At 68.4% G+C, this 17,646-nt stretch carries 15 protein-coding genes; 9 read left to right on the plus strand and 6 right to left on the minus strand.

Annotation, left to right across the window (positions count from 1 at the left end; translation table 11 throughout):
* Positions 1–60 precede the first annotated feature (60 nt).
* On the plus strand, positions 61–855 hold the full coding sequence (locus ACI3KU_RS09025; protein WP_404921982.1) for a carbon-nitrogen hydrolase family protein: 795 nt from the start codon (positions 61–63) through the stop codon (positions 853–855).
* Here ACI3KU_RS09025 and ACI3KU_RS09030 read toward each other — a convergent pair.
* On the minus strand, positions 852–2,060 hold the full coding sequence (locus ACI3KU_RS09030) for an aminotransferase class I/II-fold pyridoxal phosphate-dependent enzyme (RefSeq protein ID WP_404921983.1): 1,209 nt from the start codon (positions 2,058–2,060) through the stop codon (positions 852–854). The two genes, ACI3KU_RS09025 and ACI3KU_RS09030, sit on opposite strands and share 4 nt — an antisense overlap.
* 98 nt (positions 2,061–2,158) lie before the next feature.
* Here ACI3KU_RS09030 and ACI3KU_RS09035 point away from each other — a divergent pair, with 98 nt between their 5' ends.
* From ACI3KU_RS09035 to ACI3KU_RS09045, 3 genes are read left to right on the plus strand one after another with little or no spacing between them, the layout of a single operon-like run.
* The gene (locus ACI3KU_RS09035) at positions 2,159–3,856 is read left to right on the plus strand and encodes a trypsin-like peptidase domain-containing protein (protein ID WP_404921984.1); all 1,698 of its coding nucleotides are present in this window, start codon (positions 2,159–2,161) and stop codon (positions 3,854–3,856) included.
* A 57-nt stretch (positions 3,857–3,913) separates the two neighbouring features.
* A complete protein-coding gene (locus ACI3KU_RS09040; RefSeq protein WP_404921985.1) occupies positions 3,914–5,164 on the plus strand; it encodes a CDP-glycerol glycerophosphotransferase family protein in 1,251 nt (416 codons plus the stop codon).
* Positions 5,161–6,591, plus strand: coding sequence for a CDP-glycerol glycerophosphotransferase family protein (locus ACI3KU_RS09045; RefSeq protein WP_404921986.1), 1,431 nt, complete (start codon positions 5,161–5,163; stop codon positions 6,589–6,591). The genes ACI3KU_RS09040 and ACI3KU_RS09045 overlap by 4 nt, the downstream gene beginning before the upstream one ends.
* Before the next feature lie 58 nt (positions 6,592–6,649).
* Here ACI3KU_RS09045 and ACI3KU_RS09050 read toward each other — a convergent pair whose 3' ends face one another.
* On the minus strand, positions 6,650–7,726 hold the full coding sequence (locus tag ACI3KU_RS09050) for a glycosyltransferase family 2 protein (RefSeq protein WP_404921987.1): 1,077 nt from the start codon (positions 7,724–7,726) through the stop codon (positions 6,650–6,652).
* A 62-nt stretch (positions 7,727–7,788) separates the two neighbouring features.
* On the opposite strand from ACI3KU_RS09050, the gene ACI3KU_RS09055 reads away from it, so the two are divergent.
* Positions 7,789–9,072 carry a CDP-glycerol glycerophosphotransferase family protein gene (locus ACI3KU_RS09055; protein ID WP_404921988.1) on the plus strand — a complete coding sequence of 428 codons (1,284 nt, stop codon included), beginning with the start codon at positions 7,789–7,791 and terminating at the stop codon, positions 9,070–9,072.
* A gap of 69 nt (positions 9,073–9,141) precedes the next feature.
* On the opposite strand, the gene ACI3KU_RS09060 is transcribed toward ACI3KU_RS09055, so the two are convergent.
* From ACI3KU_RS09060 to ACI3KU_RS09070, 3 genes are read right to left on the minus strand one after another with little or no spacing between them, the layout of a single operon-like run.
* Positions 9,142–10,107: a hypothetical protein gene (locus tag ACI3KU_RS09060; RefSeq protein WP_404921989.1), complete on the minus strand. Its 966-nt coding sequence runs from the start codon at positions 10,105–10,107 to the stop codon at positions 9,142–9,144.
* 2 nt (positions 10,108–10,109) lie between these two features.
* Complete coding sequence (locus ACI3KU_RS09065; protein ID WP_404921990.1) at positions 10,110–10,802, minus strand: NTP transferase domain-containing protein; 693 nt, start codon at positions 10,800–10,802, stop codon at positions 10,110–10,112.
* A 29-nt stretch (positions 10,803–10,831) separates the two neighbouring features.
* On the minus strand, positions 10,832–11,815 hold the full coding sequence (locus ACI3KU_RS09070; RefSeq protein WP_404921991.1) for a hypothetical protein: 984 nt from the start codon (positions 11,813–11,815) through the stop codon (positions 10,832–10,834).
* A gap of 172 nt (positions 11,816–11,987) precedes the next feature.
* Between ACI3KU_RS09070 and ACI3KU_RS09075 the strand changes: the two genes are divergently transcribed.
* The 3 genes from ACI3KU_RS09075 to ACI3KU_RS09085 are packed head-to-tail and all read left to right on the plus strand — an operon-like array spanning position 11,988 to position 15,314.
* On the plus strand, positions 11,988–13,451 hold the full coding sequence (locus tag ACI3KU_RS09075) for an ATP-binding cassette domain-containing protein (protein WP_404921992.1): 1,464 nt from the start codon (positions 11,988–11,990) through the stop codon (positions 13,449–13,451).
* Positions 13,427–14,989: a hypothetical protein gene (locus ACI3KU_RS09080; protein ID WP_404921993.1), complete on the plus strand. Its 1,563-nt coding sequence runs from the start codon at positions 13,427–13,429 to the stop codon at positions 14,987–14,989. The genes ACI3KU_RS09075 and ACI3KU_RS09080 overlap by 25 nt, the downstream gene beginning before the upstream one ends.
* Positions 14,990–15,047: 58 nt before the next feature.
* Positions 15,048–15,314, plus strand: coding sequence for a DUF3039 domain-containing protein (locus ACI3KU_RS09085; protein ID WP_231089700.1), 267 nt, complete (start codon positions 15,048–15,050; stop codon positions 15,312–15,314).
* A gap of 53 nt (positions 15,315–15,367) precedes the next feature.
* On the opposite strand, the gene ACI3KU_RS09090 is transcribed toward ACI3KU_RS09085, so the two are convergent.
* A complete protein-coding gene (locus tag ACI3KU_RS09090) occupies positions 15,368–16,693 on the minus strand; it encodes a nicotinate phosphoribosyltransferase (RefSeq protein WP_404921994.1) in 1,326 nt (441 codons plus the stop codon).
* Positions 16,694–16,810: 117 nt separating this feature from the next.
* Between ACI3KU_RS09090 and murI the strand changes: the two genes are divergently transcribed.
* Positions 16,811–17,635 (plus strand): glutamate racemase, encoded by an 825-nt coding sequence (gene murI / locus ACI3KU_RS09095; protein ID WP_404921995.1) that lies wholly within the window; start codon positions 16,811–16,813, stop codon positions 17,633–17,635.
* Positions 17,636–17,646 lie beyond the last annotated feature (11 nt).

Genomic DNA, 17,646 nt, shown 5'->3' on the forward strand with positions numbered 1-17,646 from the left:
TCCGACGCCTCGCTAGGCTGGCGGCGACGTGAACGACAGCCGAACACCAGGAGCGACGCGATGACAGTGACGACGGTGGCCGTGGCGCAGTTCGCGCCCGGGGCGGAGGACAACCTCCCGACGATCGCACGACTCGTGGAGGATGCTGCCGGACGCGGTGCTCGACTGATCGTGCTTCCCGAGTACTCCGCGTGGTTCGAGACGCCGTTCACCGACGCGCTTGCTGAGCATGCCGAGTCGCTGGACGGCCCGTTCGTGCGCGAACTCATCGGGCTGGCGGAGCGCTTCGGCGTCGGGATCGTGGCCGGGCTCGTCGAACGGGCGGAAGGCACCCGCGTCCACAACACCGTCGTGGCCGTCGACGCGACAGGCCTGCGGGCGGCATATCGGAAGCAGCACCTGTACGACGCCTTCGGGGATCGGGAGTCCGACCGCATCGCCCCGGGGGCGCTGGAGGCACCGCAGACGTTCCGCCTCGGTGATCTCACGTTCGGTCTCATGACCTGCTACGACCTTCGCTTCCCCGAGAGCGCGCGGATGCTTCTCGACGCCGGAGCCGACGTCATCGTCGTCCCCGCCGAATGGGTGCGCGGCCCACTCAAGGAGGATCACTGGAGCACCCTGGTTCGTGCTCGCGCGATCGAGAACACCGCGTTCGTCCTCGCTGCCGGCCAGACGCCGCCGATTGGGGTGGGACGGTCGATGATCGTCGATCCGTCCGGCATCGTGCTGGCGTCACTTGGTACGCAGGAGGGGATCGCGGTGGCGACGCTGGACCGCGCCGACCTCGAGCGGGTGCGACAGGTGAATCCCGCGCTTGAGCTGCGACGGTACCGCGTGGAGCCGAAGAGCTAGAGCGTCGCGGTGTACGCCGCGAGGCGTCGCATGCCTTCTTCCACTACTTCCGGGCGCTTGCAGGCGGCGAAACGCACGAGTGAGTTCCACTGACGATCGCCTGAGGTGACGAATGCGGTTAGCGGAATGCCCACGACACCGCCATCCACGGCGAGGGCGCGACAGAACTCGTGAGCGTCACGGACGCTGAGAGCGCCGGCATCGGCGACGGTGAAGTACGTTCCATCCGGCGCATGTGTCTGCAGCCACGCGGCGCGCAGGCCGTCGCCCAGAATGCGCGCCGTGTGCTGCATGTCGCCGACGAGCGCGTCGAAGTAGGCGTCGGGGAGGCGCAGACCCGCGGCGATCGCGGGCTGGAACGGTGCGGAACCGGAGAAGGTGAGGAACTGCTTCACCGACAGGACAGCTTCAATGAGATCGGCCGGTCCGGATACCCACCCCACCTTCCACCCCGTGGTGCGGAAGGTCTTACCGCCGGAGGAGATGCTGAGGGTGCGTTCCGCGGCCCCCGGGCGGGTCGCGATCGGATGATGCGCGCGGCCGTCGAAGAGCAGGTGCTCGTACACCTCGTCGGTGACGATGATGGCGTCGTGCTGCTCGGCCAGGCGGATGATCTCGTCGCGTGTCTCATCGTCGAAGGCGATACCGGTGGGGTTGTGGGGATCGTTCACCAGGATCACCCGCGTCCGGTCCGTGACGACCGCGGCCAGCTGCTCCAGGTCGGGACGGAAGTCCGGCCAGCGCAGCGGGACCGTTCGCAGCCGCGCCCCCGCGAGGGCGACACATGCCGCGTACGAATCGTAGTGCGGCTCGAACACGACCACCTCGTCGTCCGGACCGTCCAACAGCCCCAGCAGAACGCTCGCCAGAGCCTCCGTGGCCCCGGCCGTGATGATGATCTCGGTTGCGGGATCGGGAGTCAGTCCGTAGAAGCGCTGCTGGTGCTCTGCCACCGCGAGGCGCAGGTCCGCGTCGCCACGGCCCGGCGGATACTGGTTGACCCCGCGCGAGATCGCGTCTCGTGCGGCGTCCAGCACTTCGGCGGGTCCGTCGGTGTCGGGAAAGCCCTGACCGAGGTTCACGGCATTCGTCGCCGCCGCGAGGGCCGACATCTCGGCGAAGATGGTGGGGGAGGGTGCGCCGTCGGCAGACAGCAGACCGGCACCCCGAGCCGCTCGACGCCAGGCACCGGGAATCGTTCGCATGCGGCCCAGGTTAGTCGCATAGCTGGAATCCACCCGCAGCATAAGAAACGCACAGAAACCCGGTGCACTCTGAAAGAGCTTTCGGAGAAGGAGCAATCATGAGCGACAACCGCGATGACCGTCACGACGACGTGTCGAACCCGTACCAGACGAACCAGCCCGTGTCGCCGGCCGTCGGCGCTCCCGAGAACCAGCAGCCGCTGACCTCGGAGCCTGCACCGACCACGCCCGCCGCACCTGCGACGCCGCTCTCCCAGACCGCGCCGACGACGCCCGTGATCCCGGCAGCGCCGATTGCCTCGCCAGTGTCGATCGTCTCACCAGCGCCGATCTCACAGACCGCGCCCACCACCCCGCTCGCCGAGGCGACCGGTACCGGATTCCCCGCGCCCAGCGCCTACCCCAGCGCACCGCAGGGCACCTCCGCTCCCGCGTACGGTATGACGAATCCCGCGCAGAGCACCTTCGGCGGACACACGCACCACCCGCAGTACGGAGCCGCGTTCGGCTCGCCCACGGCTTCGAGCGCGTCCTACGCCGCACCTTCGCCGCTGGGCGTGGCCACCGAGCCGAAGCGGAAATCGCGCACCGGCATGTTCGTGGGCGCCCTGGTGGTCGGTGCTCTCGTGTGCGGAGCCGCCGGTCTCGGTGGCGCCTGGGCCGGGCAGTCCCTGTTCGCGACGAGCGCTTCACAGTCTGCGAGCGGTCCGCAGACCGTGACGATCAACAACCCGGACAACGTGAACCAGGTGGCTGCGGTGGCCACCAAGGTGCTGCCCAGCGTTGTGACCATCTCGGTGGATGCGGGTCAGAGCGGGGGTACCGGCTCCGGGGTGGTGCTCAGCAGCGACGGCTACGTCCTCACGAACACCCACGTCGTCACCCTCGGCGGGCAGACGGCAGACGGCACCATTCACGTGACGACCTCGAACGGACACATCTACACGGCCACCGTGGTCGGACTCGACCCGCTGTACGACCTCGCCGTGATCAAGCTCACCGACGCCTCTGGCCTGACTCCGGTGACGTGGGGCGACTCCACCAAGCTGAACGTCGGCGAGACGGCGGTGGCTCTTGGAGCGCCGCTGGGACTGGACAACACGGTCACGCAGGGCATCGTCTCGGCGCTGAACCGGTCCATCCAGATCCAGTCCTCGGCCGTTCCGGACACCACCGCCGATCAGTCTCAGCCGGACCAGCAGCAGAACGGCCAGAGCCCGTTCCAGTTCGACCTTCCCGGCCAGCAGAACCAGACGCAGTCGCAGGGCTCGATCTCGATCACGGTGATCCAGACCGACGCGGCCATCAACCCCGGAAACTCCGGCGGCGCTCTGGTGGACGGAGAGGGAAAGCTCATCGGCATCAACGTGGCGATCGCCTCCGCGGGTTCGTCGTCTGCGTCCAGCGAGTCGGGAAACATCGGTGTCGGCTTCGCGATTCCGGCCTCCGTTGCCCAGCGTGTGGCCGAGGAGATCATCAGTAACGGCTCGGCCTCGCACGGTCTGCTCGGCGCGATGGTCGGCGATGCATCGGCCGTTCAGGGCGCGACGATCGAGGGGGCCGTCATCTCGTCCGGCAGTTCGAGTGAGGCCGGCATCGTGGCTGGAGGCGCGGCTGAGGCCGCCGGGCTGAAGGAGGGTGACATCATCACGAAGTTCAACGGTGTGCCCATCACCAGCGGCGTCGACCTCACCGCGCAGGTGCGTGCAGCAGCTGCCGGAGCGTCCGTGCCGGTCACCTACGTCCGCGACGGCAAGGCGGAGGAGACGACCGTCACCCTGGGAACTTTGAAGTAACCGGCCGGACGCTCGCCAGACGAAGAGAAGGACCCCACCGCGCGATAGGCTCGCCGGGTGGGGTCCTTCTCATTCGGCGCGGGAAACGCGGCCAAGCTCGCGCGTATCCCGCTCTACGCGCTCGGGCGGCTGGCCACGCTGGTCATCCCGCGCACCGACTCCTGGGTGTTCGGCTGTGGCGCGGGCATCGGCGACGGCCCCCTGGAACTCTGGCGTGAGGAGCAGCGACACGGCGTCAGAGCGGTGTGGCTGGTGGACAACGATCGCGACGCGCGCGACGCCGCTGCGCTGGGCATTCCGACCCGGCGCAAGCACTCGATGGGCGGATTCCTCGCCACGGCGCGTGCCGGCGTCATCGTCGTCAGTCACGGCTTCGGCGACGTCAACCCCTACGCGGTGAGCGGAGCGTTCATCGTGCAGCTGTGGCATGGCATCCCCCTCAAGCGCATCGGGCTGGACTCGCCGGAGACCGTGCGTAGTCGCTTCCTTCCACGCTCAGCGCTCGTTTCGCGTGTGCTTGCCCGGATGTACCGCTACGCGCAGTCGCGGATCTCGTTGCTTCCGGCGGCGTCGCACCTCATCCGTGGCCGGCTCGAGTCGGCGTTCGGTCTGCCCGACGAGCGGATCGTGGTCAGCGGCGAACCGCGCGTCGACGTGTTGTCGCGCGGCACCGCCGAGGAGCGCGCCGCGAACGCGCGCGCGCTGTTGCAGGCCACCGTCGGCGAGCTTCCCGAACGGGTTCTGCTTTATGCGCCGACGTGGCGCGATGGGGAACCGGACCCCGCGGTCCCGAGCGCGGCGGACTGGCGCGCGCTGACGCAGATGCTGGAGCGCCACGACGCCGCTCTTCTCATTCGATCGCATCCGCTGGGCGCGGGGGCCTACGCATCGGCCGACGTGACCGAACGGGTCCGTCTGCTGGGCAGCGATGCACTGCGCGACGTCACTCCGGCACTTCCTGCCATGACCGGGCTCATCACCGACTACTCGTCACTCGCGTACGACGCGGGCCTGGTGCCGATGCCGGTGTTCTTCCTCGTGCCGGATCTCGAGGCCTATGCGGAGCGGCGCGGCTTCTACGCGCGCTTCCGCGACGTCGCCGCGGACGATGACCAGCGCAGCTGGGACGGCGTGGTGCGGCAGATCGATGAGATGCTGTCCGATCCCGACGTGCTCGCCGCGCGGGTGGCGCGCGCCGAGCGGCTGTCGGCGAAGGTGCATGCCTTCCGCGACGGCGGAAACACCCAGCGCGTGCATCGCGCAATCGAACGCCGGCGCGCCGCAGCCCGGCGGAAAGGACGACGATGACCCAGGTTGAGCTGGGGGAGGATCTCCTCCTTCTCTCCGGCAGCGGCGATGCCCCGGAGCGGGTCGAGCTCGTCGGGGCACGTGCGCGAGTGCGTGCTGTCATCGAGGCGTCGGAGGGCTCTTGGCGGGCGACGCTGCCCTTGTCCGCCTCCCGCCTCGGCGGGCCGGAGCTGCCGCTGCCCTCGGGAAGCTATCGGATCGAGCCCGCTGACGTCGCCACGGGCCTGCACCTGCCCGCCACGCTGCTCCCGACTCTGCGCGTTCGCATGAACGCGGACGAGGTCGTGATCGCGCCGCCGATCGATCCCGTGTACGACTCGGGCGACGGTCAGTCGGCGCTGGAGCGTCGCTACGTCTCGCAGGCGGGAGACACGCTGGAGAACGCCGTGTTCTTCGAGAGCTTCTATGGACGCAACGCGAGCTGTAACCCGCTCGCCATCGACCGCGAGCTCGCCCAGCGCGCGCCGCACGTCACCCGCTACTGGAGCGTGGTGGACCGTTCCGTCGAGGTGCCGCAGGGAGCGATCGCGGTGGTGGAGGGCACGCCGGAGTGGTGGCGTGCACGGGCGGCAGCGCGTCTGCTCGTCGTGAACGACTGGCTGCGACGCCGGTATGCGCGCCGGCGCGGGCAGAGGGTGCTGCAGACCTGGCACGGCACGCCGCTGAAGCGTCTCGCACTGCATCGGCCCGGGTTCGATCCGCGTCGTGCTGTGGCGGTCTGGCGGGAAGCGCGTCGCTGGGATGCGCTGCTGGCGCAGAACCCCTATGCCGCACGTATCCTGCGAGCGGCATATGTATTCCGCGGCGGGCTGTGGGTGGATGGCTATCCGCGCAACGACGTCTTGGTCTCCGGCTCGGGCGCCGCGGTGCGCGAGCGACTGGGCATCGCCGCGGAGGAGCGCGTGGTGCTCTACGCGCCGACATGGCGCGATGACCGGGAGCGGATCGTCGATTTCCTGGACCCGGTTGCGCTCGCCGATGAGCTGGGCGCAGTGGTCCTGGTGCGCGGACATTCGCGCACCCTGCTCCCGGGGGAGGACACGAGCGGACCGCGGGTCATCGACGTGACCGGCTTCCCCGACACGTCTCAACTGCTGCTCGCCGCCGATGTGCTGGTCACCGACTACTCGTCCGTGATGTTCGACTTCTCGGCCACCGGCAAGCCGATGGCGTTCTTCGTGCCAGACATCGAGCACTACCGCGGCGAACTGCGCGGGTTCTACTTCGACCTCGAACGTGAGGCACCGGGCCCGGTGGTCCGCACGCAGGGTGACCTGGTGTCGGCGCTGTCGGATGCCTCGACACCGGACAGCTACGCCGACAAATACCGCCGCTGGCAGCAGCGCTTCAACGATCGAGACGACGGCCGTGCCGCGGAGCGCGTCGTCGCCCGCATCATCGATCGCGGGTGGATCAACCCCGACTGACCAGCTCCGGTCAAGGCCAGCTCCGGTTAGGGCCAACTCCGGTCAGGGCCAACTCCGGTCAGGGCAGCGGGGTGTTGCGGCCGCCGAGTCGAGACGTATCGACGCTGGCGTGAGCGCCGCGCAGGAAGCCCACGAAGAAGCCGACGCCCCACGACAGATGCATCGTGGGCAGGACCGCCAGCGTCCATAACCGGTCTCGGATACTGCTGCCTCCGAGCTGTGTGGTCGCAGCCGCCAGCACGATCAGGATGTACGCGATCACCGGAACGTGGACGACGGACAGCACAAGACTTGTCACCCCCGTCAGGACCCCGGTCACCTGCAGCGTGGCGATGACCAGCGAGAGCGCCACATCCAGCACCAGCAGCGGTGGCGCGAAGAATCGCACCGAGTTGCGCCGACCGAATCGTCGGACGAGCTCGCCACGCCAGGTTCCGGTTGCGAAGAACTGCCGCACCAGGCGTGACCAGCTTTCGCGCGGCCAGTAGGTGACGGACAGCTTCGGGTCAAACCACACGCGATGGCCGGCCTGACGGAGGCGAAGATTGAGCTCCCAGTCCTCGCCGCGGCGGATGCTCTCATCGAAGAGACCGATCTCCTCGAGGGCGGCACGACGCATGACGCCGAGGTACGCGGACTCGGCCTCGCCCTCCTCTCCACCGCCGTGATAGCTGCCCCCGCCGAGGCCGACGGGAGAGTTGTAGGCGCGCGCGACCGCACCCTGAAAGGGGGTGCGCCCGTCCGCGTGCATCACGCCGCCTACATTGGCAGCGCCCGTGCGGGCAAGGGTCTCCAGCGCACGACTGGCGTAGCCGGGGGCCAGCTCCGAATGAGCGTCCACCCGGATGATGATGGGGAAGTGAGCCTGGCGAATCGCCAGATTGAGCCCGATCGGAATGTCCGCCTGAGGATTGTCGACCAGCACGATGCGCTCATCAGCGCCCGCCAATCGATGCGCCAGCGCCGTGGTGCCATCGGTCGACGGACCCAGCGCCAGCACCAGCTCGATCGGACCGTCGACCTGCTGCTCCAGCACGGTGCGCACCGCGCGCTCCAGGTAGTCCAGCTCATTGAGCACCGGCATCACGAACGAGACTCCGTCGGCAGGATCAACCACCGGCTCTCTGTCGCGCATTGTTCGATCATCCCATGCACACGGCCCGGCGGTGTGACGGGCCGCTCCGGTATTCTGGAGGGATGCCCCTGCTTTCCGATGCCCGTAAGGCCGTCGCCCTCGTCCGCCGCGCGATCGCGTCGCGCCGCGCGGTCATCGAGGTGCGTCAGCGTCTGCGCATCGAGGGGGCTCTGGCGCCGCACCGCTTCCAGATCGCCGTGTACTTCGCCGACAGCGACGTGAACCTCTACCAGATGCGGCAGTGGTACAAGCCGCTGCAGCAGCTGGCGCAGCGGTGGCCTGTGTTGATCCTCGCCCGCAACGCGCCCGGCGCGGCCGCGCTGCTGGAGGAGAGCGGGTTGCCGGTGGCCTTCGTGCCGAAGGTCGGCGACCTGGAGACGGTGATCGCGCAGCAGGACATCCGCATCGTGCTGTACGTGAACCAGAACACCCGCAATTTCCAGATGTTCCGATACGGGCGTCGCTGGCACGTGTTTATCAACCACGGTGAGTCCGACAAGATGTACATGACCACCAACCAGTACAAGGCGTACGACTACGCCTTCATCGCGGGCGAAGCGGCTCGCGAGCGGCTCGGGCGAGTGCTGTGGGACTACGACCTGGATCGTCGCGCGCTGGAGATCGGTCGGCCCCAAGCCGATCACTTCAGCGGGACGCTCCCGTATACCGCCGACGATCGTGCCGTCGTCCTCTACGCGCCCACCTGGGAAGGCGACCGGCCGACCGCTTTCTACGGTTCCGTCGCCACACACGGCGAGAGGCTGGTGTCAGCGCTGCTCGCAACCGGACGACACCGGGTGATCTATCGTCCGCATCCCCGCTCGGGAGTGGAGAACGACGCCTTTGGTGCCGCCAACAAGCGCATCATCGCGGCTCTCGCCGCAGCCAACGCCGCCGATCCCTCCGCGCAGCACATCTATGACGACGGGCCCGACCTCGGCTGGCAGCTCGCCGCCGCGGATGTCGCCATCGTCGATATCTCCGCGATGGTCTACGACCGTCTTGCCACGGGACGGCCGCTGTTCGTCACGCGTCCGGCAGACCCGCGCGCGGAGATCGACACCGCCGGATATCTCAGCGACTGCGAGTGGCTCACGATGGATCAGGCCGACGACATCGTCGCCCAGATCGAGCGCGTCCAGCTTGATGAGACAGCGACGGCACGCCTCGCGCTCTGGTCGCGGCACTACTTCGGCGACACGACACCCGGAGCGTCGACACAGCGCTTCCACGAGGCCGTCGAACTGCTCATGCAACGCTGGCAGGACTGGAACGACGCCGAACTCTCGGCTCGTCGCGCCGAGGCGGTTGATGAGCACGACCCCGACGAGGTCGAGCCCGACTGAGGCGGGCTGCTGCGTTGCGTCAGCCGGGTCGGGAGACGGCGTTGCAGCGAGCGGTGTGTTCGTGCGAGCTCAGCGCGGGTCGTCGCCGGTCGTGACTTCGGGAGGAGGGGAGTTCTGACCCGACTTTCGTGGCCGTCGCAGCGCTCCGATGGCTGCCGCACCCGCACGACTCGCGGCGCGACCACCCGACGACGCGACCATGCCGAGCGTTCGGACTGCTCCACGGGCGGCGTGGCCCAGATGCGACTCCAGTGGCAGCGAGCCGGGCTTGGGCTCGATCTCGGCGGGCATGATCACCGGTGCCGGGCCGAAGGCCGTGCGGGAAGAGGACACCACGCGTCGGCCGAGTAGATGATTCCCGCCGCCGCCGACGACAGCGCCGATCCCGAACGGCATCACCTTGCCGATCACGGAGGCGCCACCGATCTTGGCCAGCTGCGTGACGGCGAGGTGCTTCAGGCGGTCGAGGACCGGGCCCATCGCGGCGCGCGGGATCGTCTTGGTGATCAGGTCGCCCCAGAACGTGCCTCGCGGCGTGGCTCGCCCGCTCGCCTCGCCCGCGAACTGACGGATGAGCGCGGTGCCCTCGCTGCCGAGCATGAGCGTGAGGACGAGCGCGCGCGCCCGGTCGGGGTCAGTGAGTCGGACGCCGTGCACCTCGGTCACCGACTGCGCGAACAGCGCGGTGGCCTCAAGGAACCCGACGGTCTCGGCACCCGAGATCGCCAGAGCGATACCGGTCCCGACGCCCGGGACCACGGCGGTTGCGCCGGCCGCGGCACCCGTGGTCGTGACCGCCGCCAGGTAGCGGCGTTCGAGGATTCGGATGAGCTGGTCGGGCGTAGCTTCCGGATGACGCAGGCGAATGCCTCGCAGGTGCGCGATGACTGCCGGGCGTTGTACCCGCAGCGCCCTGTCGATCGCGCGAATCAGGGCAGACGTGTACGAGGCGCCGGAGTCAGCCTGCGGGGCTTCGCCGCCCTGCCACGGTGAGTCCGCCGGCAGGGAATGGATCGTGTGAACCTTCCGCGGCATTATCAGACGAAGAGGTTCGCCCGCTCGAGGTCCTCGGCGAAGTCGATCTCCACCGCGTAGAGGTCGGAGATGTCCATCGCCTCGATGCGGATGCCGTCCTCGGCGATCGCCAGTTCGAGGCCGCGCTCGAAGTAGTCCTGGTCATCGACGCGCGTGAGCTGGCGGATGAACGCCTTCTTGTCGGCTGCGGAGATGTAGTTGATGCCGACGGCCTCGCCGACGCCACCGCGCACCGTCTTGGAGAGCTCGGCAACAGCGCCGTCCGCGGAGAGCGTGTACTTGACCTCTTCGTCGCTCACCTTGGAGGTGTTGACGGTGACGAACGACTGCTCGCGCTCAAGGAGAGTGATGGTGCGCCCCAGCACGCGCGGGTCGAAGACGACGTCGCCGTTCATCCACAGCACGCCCGACTTGCCGGTGGCCTGCAGGGCGCGCAGGAGGCTCTTCGACGTGTTGGTCTGGTCGTAACGATCGTTGTGCACGTAATCGACCTGCGGGAACGCCTCGACGATGGTCTCCGCGCGGTAGCCGACCACGGTGGTGATGCGTGCAGCAGAGCCGAAGGCGGCGCGAATGTTGTCGTGCTGCTGCTGCATGATGCTGCGGCCATCGGACAGCTCGGTCAGCGGCTTCGGCAGCGAACGACCGAGACGCGAACCCATGCCGGCAGCCAGAATGACAGTCTGAATCTTCACGCTCTTATCGCTCCTCGATACGGTGTTCACTACCGGTTCACCGGCAGGACACACCCTCGTGTCTCGACCATGGTACTAAGATTTCGCGCGATATGGCTGTGAACCCGCTCTGTCTCGTGCTGGCGAGGCGGCGGACGAGATCGTGTGACCCCAATTCCACAGATCTCTGACCCCATTTTCACGCATCGCCGCCCGGCACGGAAACGGTCAGGATCCGGTTGATACGTTGAGACGATGAGCACGGCGCCCGATTCCCCTGACGATGTCAATGAACCACAGGGCGCCGAGGAGAAACCGCGGACGACGCCGAAGCGAACGTCTCCGGCGCGCACCGCGGGAACGGGTGCGAGACGCCCGGCGGCGAAGAAGGCCACAGCGCCTCGCCGGACCGCCGCAGCACGGGCTGCGGATGAGCTCACTGACGCCGCGCAAGCGAGTGTGGACGCGCAGGCCCCTGCTCCGGATGAGGCACCCACAGCTCCGGCGCCTCGCCGCTCACGCACGGCGGCTGCCGGCAGCGCATCGGCCCGCGCTGCGAAGACGACCGCAGCGAGCAGCGCGAGCGCACGGACGACGGCAGCAAAGTCGACGGCAGCGAAGTCGGCCGCGAAGGGTGCCGCCGCCGCACAGCCATCTGGGGCGAAGAGCACCGCTGCGAAGAGCACCGCCCCGAAGAGCACCGCGGGGAGGTCAACGACCGCAAAGACGACGGCGGCGGACTCCGGTGCGGAAAAGGTGCCAGCAGCGAAGACAGCGCCCAGAAGATCCACGTCCGTGAAGTCGACCACCGTGGAGACAGCCGCGGCGGCCAGCTCCGACGCGGCCACGGCGGCGACCGCGAAGAGCACGACACCGAGGATCACCGCGGCAGCGAAGACCGCGACAGCGAGGAGCACGGCCGTGAAGCGCACGGCCGTAAGAAGCACGGCCGCGAAGACCACGGACGCAAGGGCCACCGCAGCGAAGGCCGCCGCATCTGAGCCACCCGCGAAGTCCGCAGCGGGATCAGCCACCGTGCCCCGCTCAACGAAGCGTCAGCGGCCGAAGAAGGCGACACCTCGGTCTGCGCCGGCCCTCGAGCCTGCCCCCTCGACCGGTGTCGGTGGCTTGAGAGCCGCGGATTCCGTAGCATCGTCCGAAGACGCCGTCATCGCGGGCGTCGGTTCGGACAGGGGGACCACTGACGTGACGAATGACGCGGCCGAGACCGCAGAGGGGGTCGTCAGCGCAGAGGCAGCAGAGCTGCCGTCGAGCGCGCACACGTCCGAGGACGAGTCGATGCACACCGCGTCCGAGGGGGAGCGCGACGCCGCCGCGTCCGAGCAGACGGTGCAAGACGACGAACCCGGGGATGACTCGGGACCGCGCGATGAGGTCTCGCACGATGGATCCTCGTCCGGCCACGCGGAAACGGAGGGCGAGTCGCTGTCCGAAAGTCCAGCGTCGGATGACGACGCCGAGCTCACACCCGACGCCGAGTCCCCACACGAGGCTGCGTCGAGTGACGACGATGCGACGCCTGACCCTTCCGGCATCGATGACGAGGCAGGCATCGATGACGAAGTGCCGACGCGCGATGCTGGTGACCAGGCTGAGGCTGAGGCGGAGGCTGACGACGACGACGCCAACACTGACACCGACGCAGACATGAACGAGCTTCTCGGCATCGCGCCGGACCCCGATGACGTTGCGCTCTCCGACGACGGCGCCACCGACGGTGGTGCCACCGACGACGAGCGAAACGGCTCGGAGGCGGATGCCGTCTCCGATGAGTCGGCCCGCGACGCTCTGTCCCACCCCGAGGCGCATCTGCTTGCCCCGCTCGTCGGTGCCCCTCCGCGCATCCGGCCCGCCGCGATCACCGAGACGTCCGAGCCGGTGGATCCGGCAACCGCCGTGCTGGTGGCCCGCGGACTGGTGAAGGACTTCGGCGGCACCCACGCCGTCGATGAGATCGATCTGACCGTGCCGACCGGCAGCTTCTACGGCATCGTGGGTCCAAATGGTGCCGGCAAGACGACCACGCTGTCCATGATCTCGGGCCTGCTGCGTCCGGATCGCGGCACCATCACGGTGGCCGGCATCGACGCGCGGCAGCGCGCGCGAGCGGCGAAGAAGCTCATCGGCGTGCTCCCCGACCGCTTCCGCACGTTCGACCGCCTCACGGGCCGCCAGCTGTTGCACTACTACGGCCTGCTGCGGGGGCTGAAATCGTCGGTTGTCGATCAACGGACGGCCGACCTCGCGCGTGCCTTCGATCTGACCGATGCCCTGGGGCGTGCGGTATCGGACTACTCGGCCGGCATGACGAAGAAGGTCATGCTCGCGGGCGCCATGATCCACAGTCCCCGGCTCCTGGTCCTGGACGAACCGTTCGAAGCCGTCGACCCCGTCTCTGCGGCGGTCATCCTCGAGATCCTCTCGCAGTACGTCGCCGGTGGCGGCACCGTCATCCTGTCCAGCCACACGATGGAGCTGGTCGAGCGCGTCTGCTCGCGCGTCGCCGTGGTGGTTGCCGGGCAGGTGCTCGCGGAGGGCACGGTGGATGAGGTGCGGGGCGATCTCACCCTCGAGCAGCGATTCGTCGAGCTTTCGGGCGGACTCACCGAGGTGGAGGGGCTGGAGTGGTTGCACACGTTCTCCGACTGAGGCTCGCGCTGCTGTTCGGTGCGGTCCGCGGGGATCGTGCTCAGAGCATCCGCAACGTGATCGGCGCTCTGCTGCTCATCGCCGCGACGGTCGCGGTCTGCACCGCGATCCTGTCATTGCGCGCCGACAGCGGCGAGGTCGCGCACGTCGTGTCCGTGCTCGCCGGATCGGCGCTGGCCTTCGGCGCAGCGGTCGGACCCGCCGTTGGAGGAGTGGAGGACCAGCTGGCTCCTCGACGCTTCGCAGTCTTCGGCATATCCTCTGTGCCGCTCGCGGGCGCACTGCTGCTGGGCATGCTCGTCTCGCTGCCATCGCTGGCGCTGCTCGCGGTGGCCGTTTCGCTGATGATCATGTGGACCAGCCAGGGCGTATCCGCCGCCGTGGCGGTCGTGACGATGCTGGTGGCGTATCTGTCGTGCCTTGTCGTGTCACGGCTCAGCATGGCGGTGGCAGCCCGATTCGGACGCGACCGACGCAGCCGCGAGATGACGGGCCTGCTCGTGCTGGCGCTCGTCATCGTCATCGTGCCGGTCGTCGTCTTCCTCGGCTCCCTGCAGTGGCGGGGCGTTGTGCCGAGCCAACTCGTGACGCTCACCGAGATCCTCGCCAGCACGCCCTTCGGTGCGCCGTGGGGCATTGCGGGCAACGCGCTGCGCGGGGACAGCGCTCTGCTGGCCGGCGTCCTCATCGCGGTGGGCACGCTCATCTTGCTGGTCGGGGCGTGGTTCCTCGTCGTGCGGCACGCGCTGAGCACCACCGAGCGACCGCAGACCGGTCGGGAGCGTGGTCTCGGGTGGTTCAGCGTGCTGCCCGGCAACGCGATCGGAGCTGTCGCAGCGCGCTCGCTCGTGTACTGGACGCGTGATCGCCGCTACATCGTCAACGTCGCCGTCGTGCCGATCGCGTCGGTCATCGCGGCCCTCCCGCTCCTCGTCGCGGGTGTTCCTCCGCAGGTGGTGGCCCTGGTGCCGGTGCCGATCATGGCGCTCTTCCTGGGCTGGATGCCGCACAACGACATCGCCTATGACTCCACCGCCATCTGGCTGCACATCGTAAGCGGTGTGCGAGGTCTCGCCGATCGCATCGGACGACTGGTTCCCATCGTTCTCATCGCCCTGCCGCTGCTGGCCATCGCGATCACCGTGTCCATCGCGCTTTACGGACGGTGGTCGATGCTTCCCGCGCTGGTGGGCGTGGCGCTGTGTCTGTTCCTCACCGGTCTCGGTCTCTCCTCCATCTCCTCGGTCGTCTCGCCGTACCCCGTGACCCGACCCGGAGACAGCCCGTTCCAACAGCCGCAACGCGCCGGGTCGGGAATCGGAGCGCAGGCTCTGGTGCTGATCGGCGCGATCCTGCTGAGCAGCCCTGCCCTGGCAGCCGCGTTGCGCGCCATCGACGGGGACCTTCCCGCGGCGATGGAAACGCTCTGGATCGGGCTCGGCATGGGCGTGGGTGTTCTCGCCGTCGGAGTGGCGCTGGGCGCATTCCTGTTCGAACGGCAGGGCTCGCGCATCATGGAGTTCGCCGAGGCGATCTGAGCTCGCTCAGTCCTTCCTACACCGTCCCATCGCGCGATGTGGACGGTACGATGGGGCAATGAGCACTCCGCTGGACCACCCCGACCAGGGCGGCATCGCCACCCTCGACCGCGAGCTCGAAGAGCTCCTGCGTGAGGAGCACATCGAGCCCGGTGATCACGAGCGCTTCTCGCACTACGCGAAGAAGGAGAAGATCCTCGAGTCCGCGCTGACCGGCAAGCCTATCCGCGCGCTGTGCGGAAAGAAGTGGGTGCCCAGCCGTGACCCGGAGAAGTTCCCGGTCTGCCCCGACTGCAAGAAGGTGTATGAGTCGCTGATGAGCTGACTCGCACGAACGGCCCGCCGGTTTCGGCGGGCCGTTCGTCGTCGGTCGAGCAGTTACTCCGCGTCCACGAAGACGGTCGGGATGATCGGATCGGACTTGCTGAGGGCGAGCCCGCGCACCGGGAGTTCTTCGCGCACGATCGCGTGGTGCTCGCGCGCCGCCGTCGTCCCCGCGGGTCCTTCGAAGGTGGCGTCGATCTCGCCGTGATCCACGAGGCGAACCTGCAGGGCTCGGGCATCGGGGTGCTCGCTCGCCGTCTCGACCCGCTCGAAGCCGTCCGAGACGACGACCAGCTCGGTGGTCGCCTTCCCGCGTTCCAGGCGGCGGAATGCGGCCTTGCGGCCACCGGTGGACGCCTTGTCCGCGCTCTTCTTGGCCACCGCAACCCAGCCGCCATCGTCGCCCTGACGCGCGACCAGCTTGTAGACCATGCTCGCGGTGGGGTAGCCGGAGCCTGTGACGACGGACGTACCGACACCGTAGGCATCAACGGGGGAGACGGCCAGCGCCGCGATGGCGTACTCGTCGAGGTCGCTGGTCACCGTGATCCGTGTGTCCACCGCGCCCAGGGCATCCAGCTGTTCCCGAACCTCGGCGGCCACAGTCGGGAGGTCGCCGGAATCGATGCGCACGCCGCCGAGCCCGGTACCGGCCACGCGGATCGCGAGGTCCACCCCTGCGGTGATGTCGTAGGTGTCGACCAGCAGCGTGGTGCCGACGCCCGAGGCCTCGATCTGCGAGCGGAAGGCCTGCTCCTCGGTGTCATGCAACAGTGTCCAGGCGTGGGCGGCGGTTCCCATGGTCGGAATGCCCCAGCGGCGTCCGGCTTCGAGGTTGCTGGTGGCACCGAAGCCCGCGATGTAGGCGGCGCGCGAGGCAGCGACGGCGGACTCCTCGGCGGCGCGGCGTGCCCCCATCTCGGCCAGCGGCCGATCGCCCGCCGCAACCGACATGCGAGCGGCAGCCGTGGCAACCGCGGAGTCGTGGTTGAGCACGCTGAGGGCGATGGTCTCCAGGATCACGGCCTCGGCGAACGTGCCCTCCACCGTCAGGATCGGCGAGCCGGGGAAGTACAGCTCACCCTCGCGGTAGCCGGTGATCGATCCGCTGAAGCGGTAGCCCGCGAGGAAGCGCAGCGTCTCCGCGCTGACCACCTGGTTGTCGGTGAGATAGCGCAGTTCGTCGTCCCCGAAGCGGAAATCACGCAGGAGAGTGAGCAGCCGGCCGGTGCCGGCCACGACACCGAAGCGACGCCCGCCGCTCAGCCGGCGAGAGAACAGCTCGAAAACGCAGTTGCGGTGGGCGGTGCCATCACGCAGTGCCGCATCCAGCATCGTGAGTTCGTAGCGGTCGGTCAGCAGCGCGGAGGAACCGGTCATGCACGGAATCCTACTCGCGCGCGGAAGCTGCACCGTGCCGTCCTCGCCCGGAACGCGCGGCGACGAGCCGGAATCGCGACACGAGCGAGCCGCGTGGCGGCGTAGGCTGGACGGATCATGTCTGACGCGCCGATCGGGATCTTCGACTCCGGGGTGGGCGGGCTCACGGTCGCTCGTGCGATCGGGGACCAGCTGCCGAATGAATCATTCGTGTACATCGGCGACACGGCCCACACTCCGTACGGTCCCCGCCCGATCGCAGAGGTGCGTCGCTTCTCTCTCGAGGTCCTCGACACTCTCGTCGATCAGGGCGTCAAGATGCTCGTCATCGCCTGCAACACCGCGTCGGCAGCAGTGCTCCGCGACGCTCGTGAACGCTACGACATCCCGGTGATCGAGGTCATCAACCCGGCCGTGCGCACGGCCATCGCCACCACCCGCAACGGCCGGGTGGGCGTCATCGGAACCGCGGGAACAGTGTCATCCGGGGTCTACCAGGACATGCTCGGCATCGATACGCGCCTCACGGTGTTCGCTCAGGCCTGCCCGCGCTTCGTCGAGTTCGTCGAAGCGGGCATCACCAGCTCACCCGAACTTCTGCGTGTCGCCGAGGAGTATCTGGCTCCGCTGCGCGATGCCGAGATCGACACGCTGGTGCTCGGCTGCACGCACTACCCGTTCCTCAAAGGTGCCATCAGCTATGTGATGGGCCCCGAGGTCTCCCTCGTGTCCAGCGACGTCGAGACCGCGAACGACGTCTACCGCACGCTCGTGACGCGCGGAGAGCTCGCCTCTCCGGATTCTGTGCCGACCCGCACGTACGAGGCCACCGGCACGAGCGAGGCGGAATTCGTCGCGCTGGCACGCCGACTGATGGGCACCGAGGTCAACCGGGTCCAGCTGGTCAGCACCGCCGCCATCCGCCTTCCCCAGATCAGCTGACTCCCCGCCAC

The organism is Microbacterium sp. ZW T5_56, assembly GCF_044987425.1.
In the GTDB taxonomy this organism is placed as follows: domain Bacteria; phylum Actinomycetota; class Actinomycetes; order Actinomycetales; family Microbacteriaceae; genus Microbacterium.

What these genes read in the sequence shown, in the direction of transcription:
- ACI3KU_RS09055 (WP_404921988.1), top strand. Translation starts at nt 7,789, where the DNA reads ATGCCCCTGCTTTCCGATGCCCGTAAGGCCGTCGCCCTCGTCCGCCGC.
- ACI3KU_RS09030 (WP_404921983.1), bottom strand. Translation starts at nt 2,060, where the DNA reads ATGCGAACGATTCCCGGTGCCTGGCGTCGAGCGGCTCGGGGTGCCGGT.
- ACI3KU_RS09060 (WP_404921989.1), bottom strand. Translation starts at nt 10,107, where the DNA reads ATGCCGCGGAAGGTTCACACGATCCATTCCCTGCCGGCGGACTCACCG.
- ACI3KU_RS09090 (WP_404921994.1), bottom strand. Translation starts at nt 16,693, where the DNA reads ATGACCGGTTCCTCCGCGCTGCTGACCGACCGCTACGAACTCACGATG.
- ACI3KU_RS09085 (WP_231089700.1), top strand. Translation starts at nt 15,048, where the DNA reads ATGAGCACTCCGCTGGACCACCCCGACCAGGGCGGCATCGCCACCCTC.
- ACI3KU_RS09045 (WP_404921986.1), top strand. Translation starts at nt 5,161, where the DNA reads ATGACCCAGGTTGAGCTGGGGGAGGATCTCCTCCTTCTCTCCGGCAGC.
- ACI3KU_RS09025 (WP_404921982.1), top strand. Translation starts at nt 61, where the DNA reads ATGACAGTGACGACGGTGGCCGTGGCGCAGTTCGCGCCCGGGGCGGAG.
- ACI3KU_RS09050 (WP_404921987.1), bottom strand. Translation starts at nt 7,726, where the DNA reads ATGCGCGACAGAGAGCCGGTGGTTGATCCTGCCGACGGAGTCTCGTTC.
- ACI3KU_RS09035 (WP_404921984.1), top strand. Translation starts at nt 2,159, where the DNA reads ATGAGCGACAACCGCGATGACCGTCACGACGACGTGTCGAACCCGTAC.
- murI (WP_404921995.1), top strand. Translation starts at nt 16,811, where the DNA reads ATGTCTGACGCGCCGATCGGGATCTTCGACTCCGGGGTGGGCGGGCTC.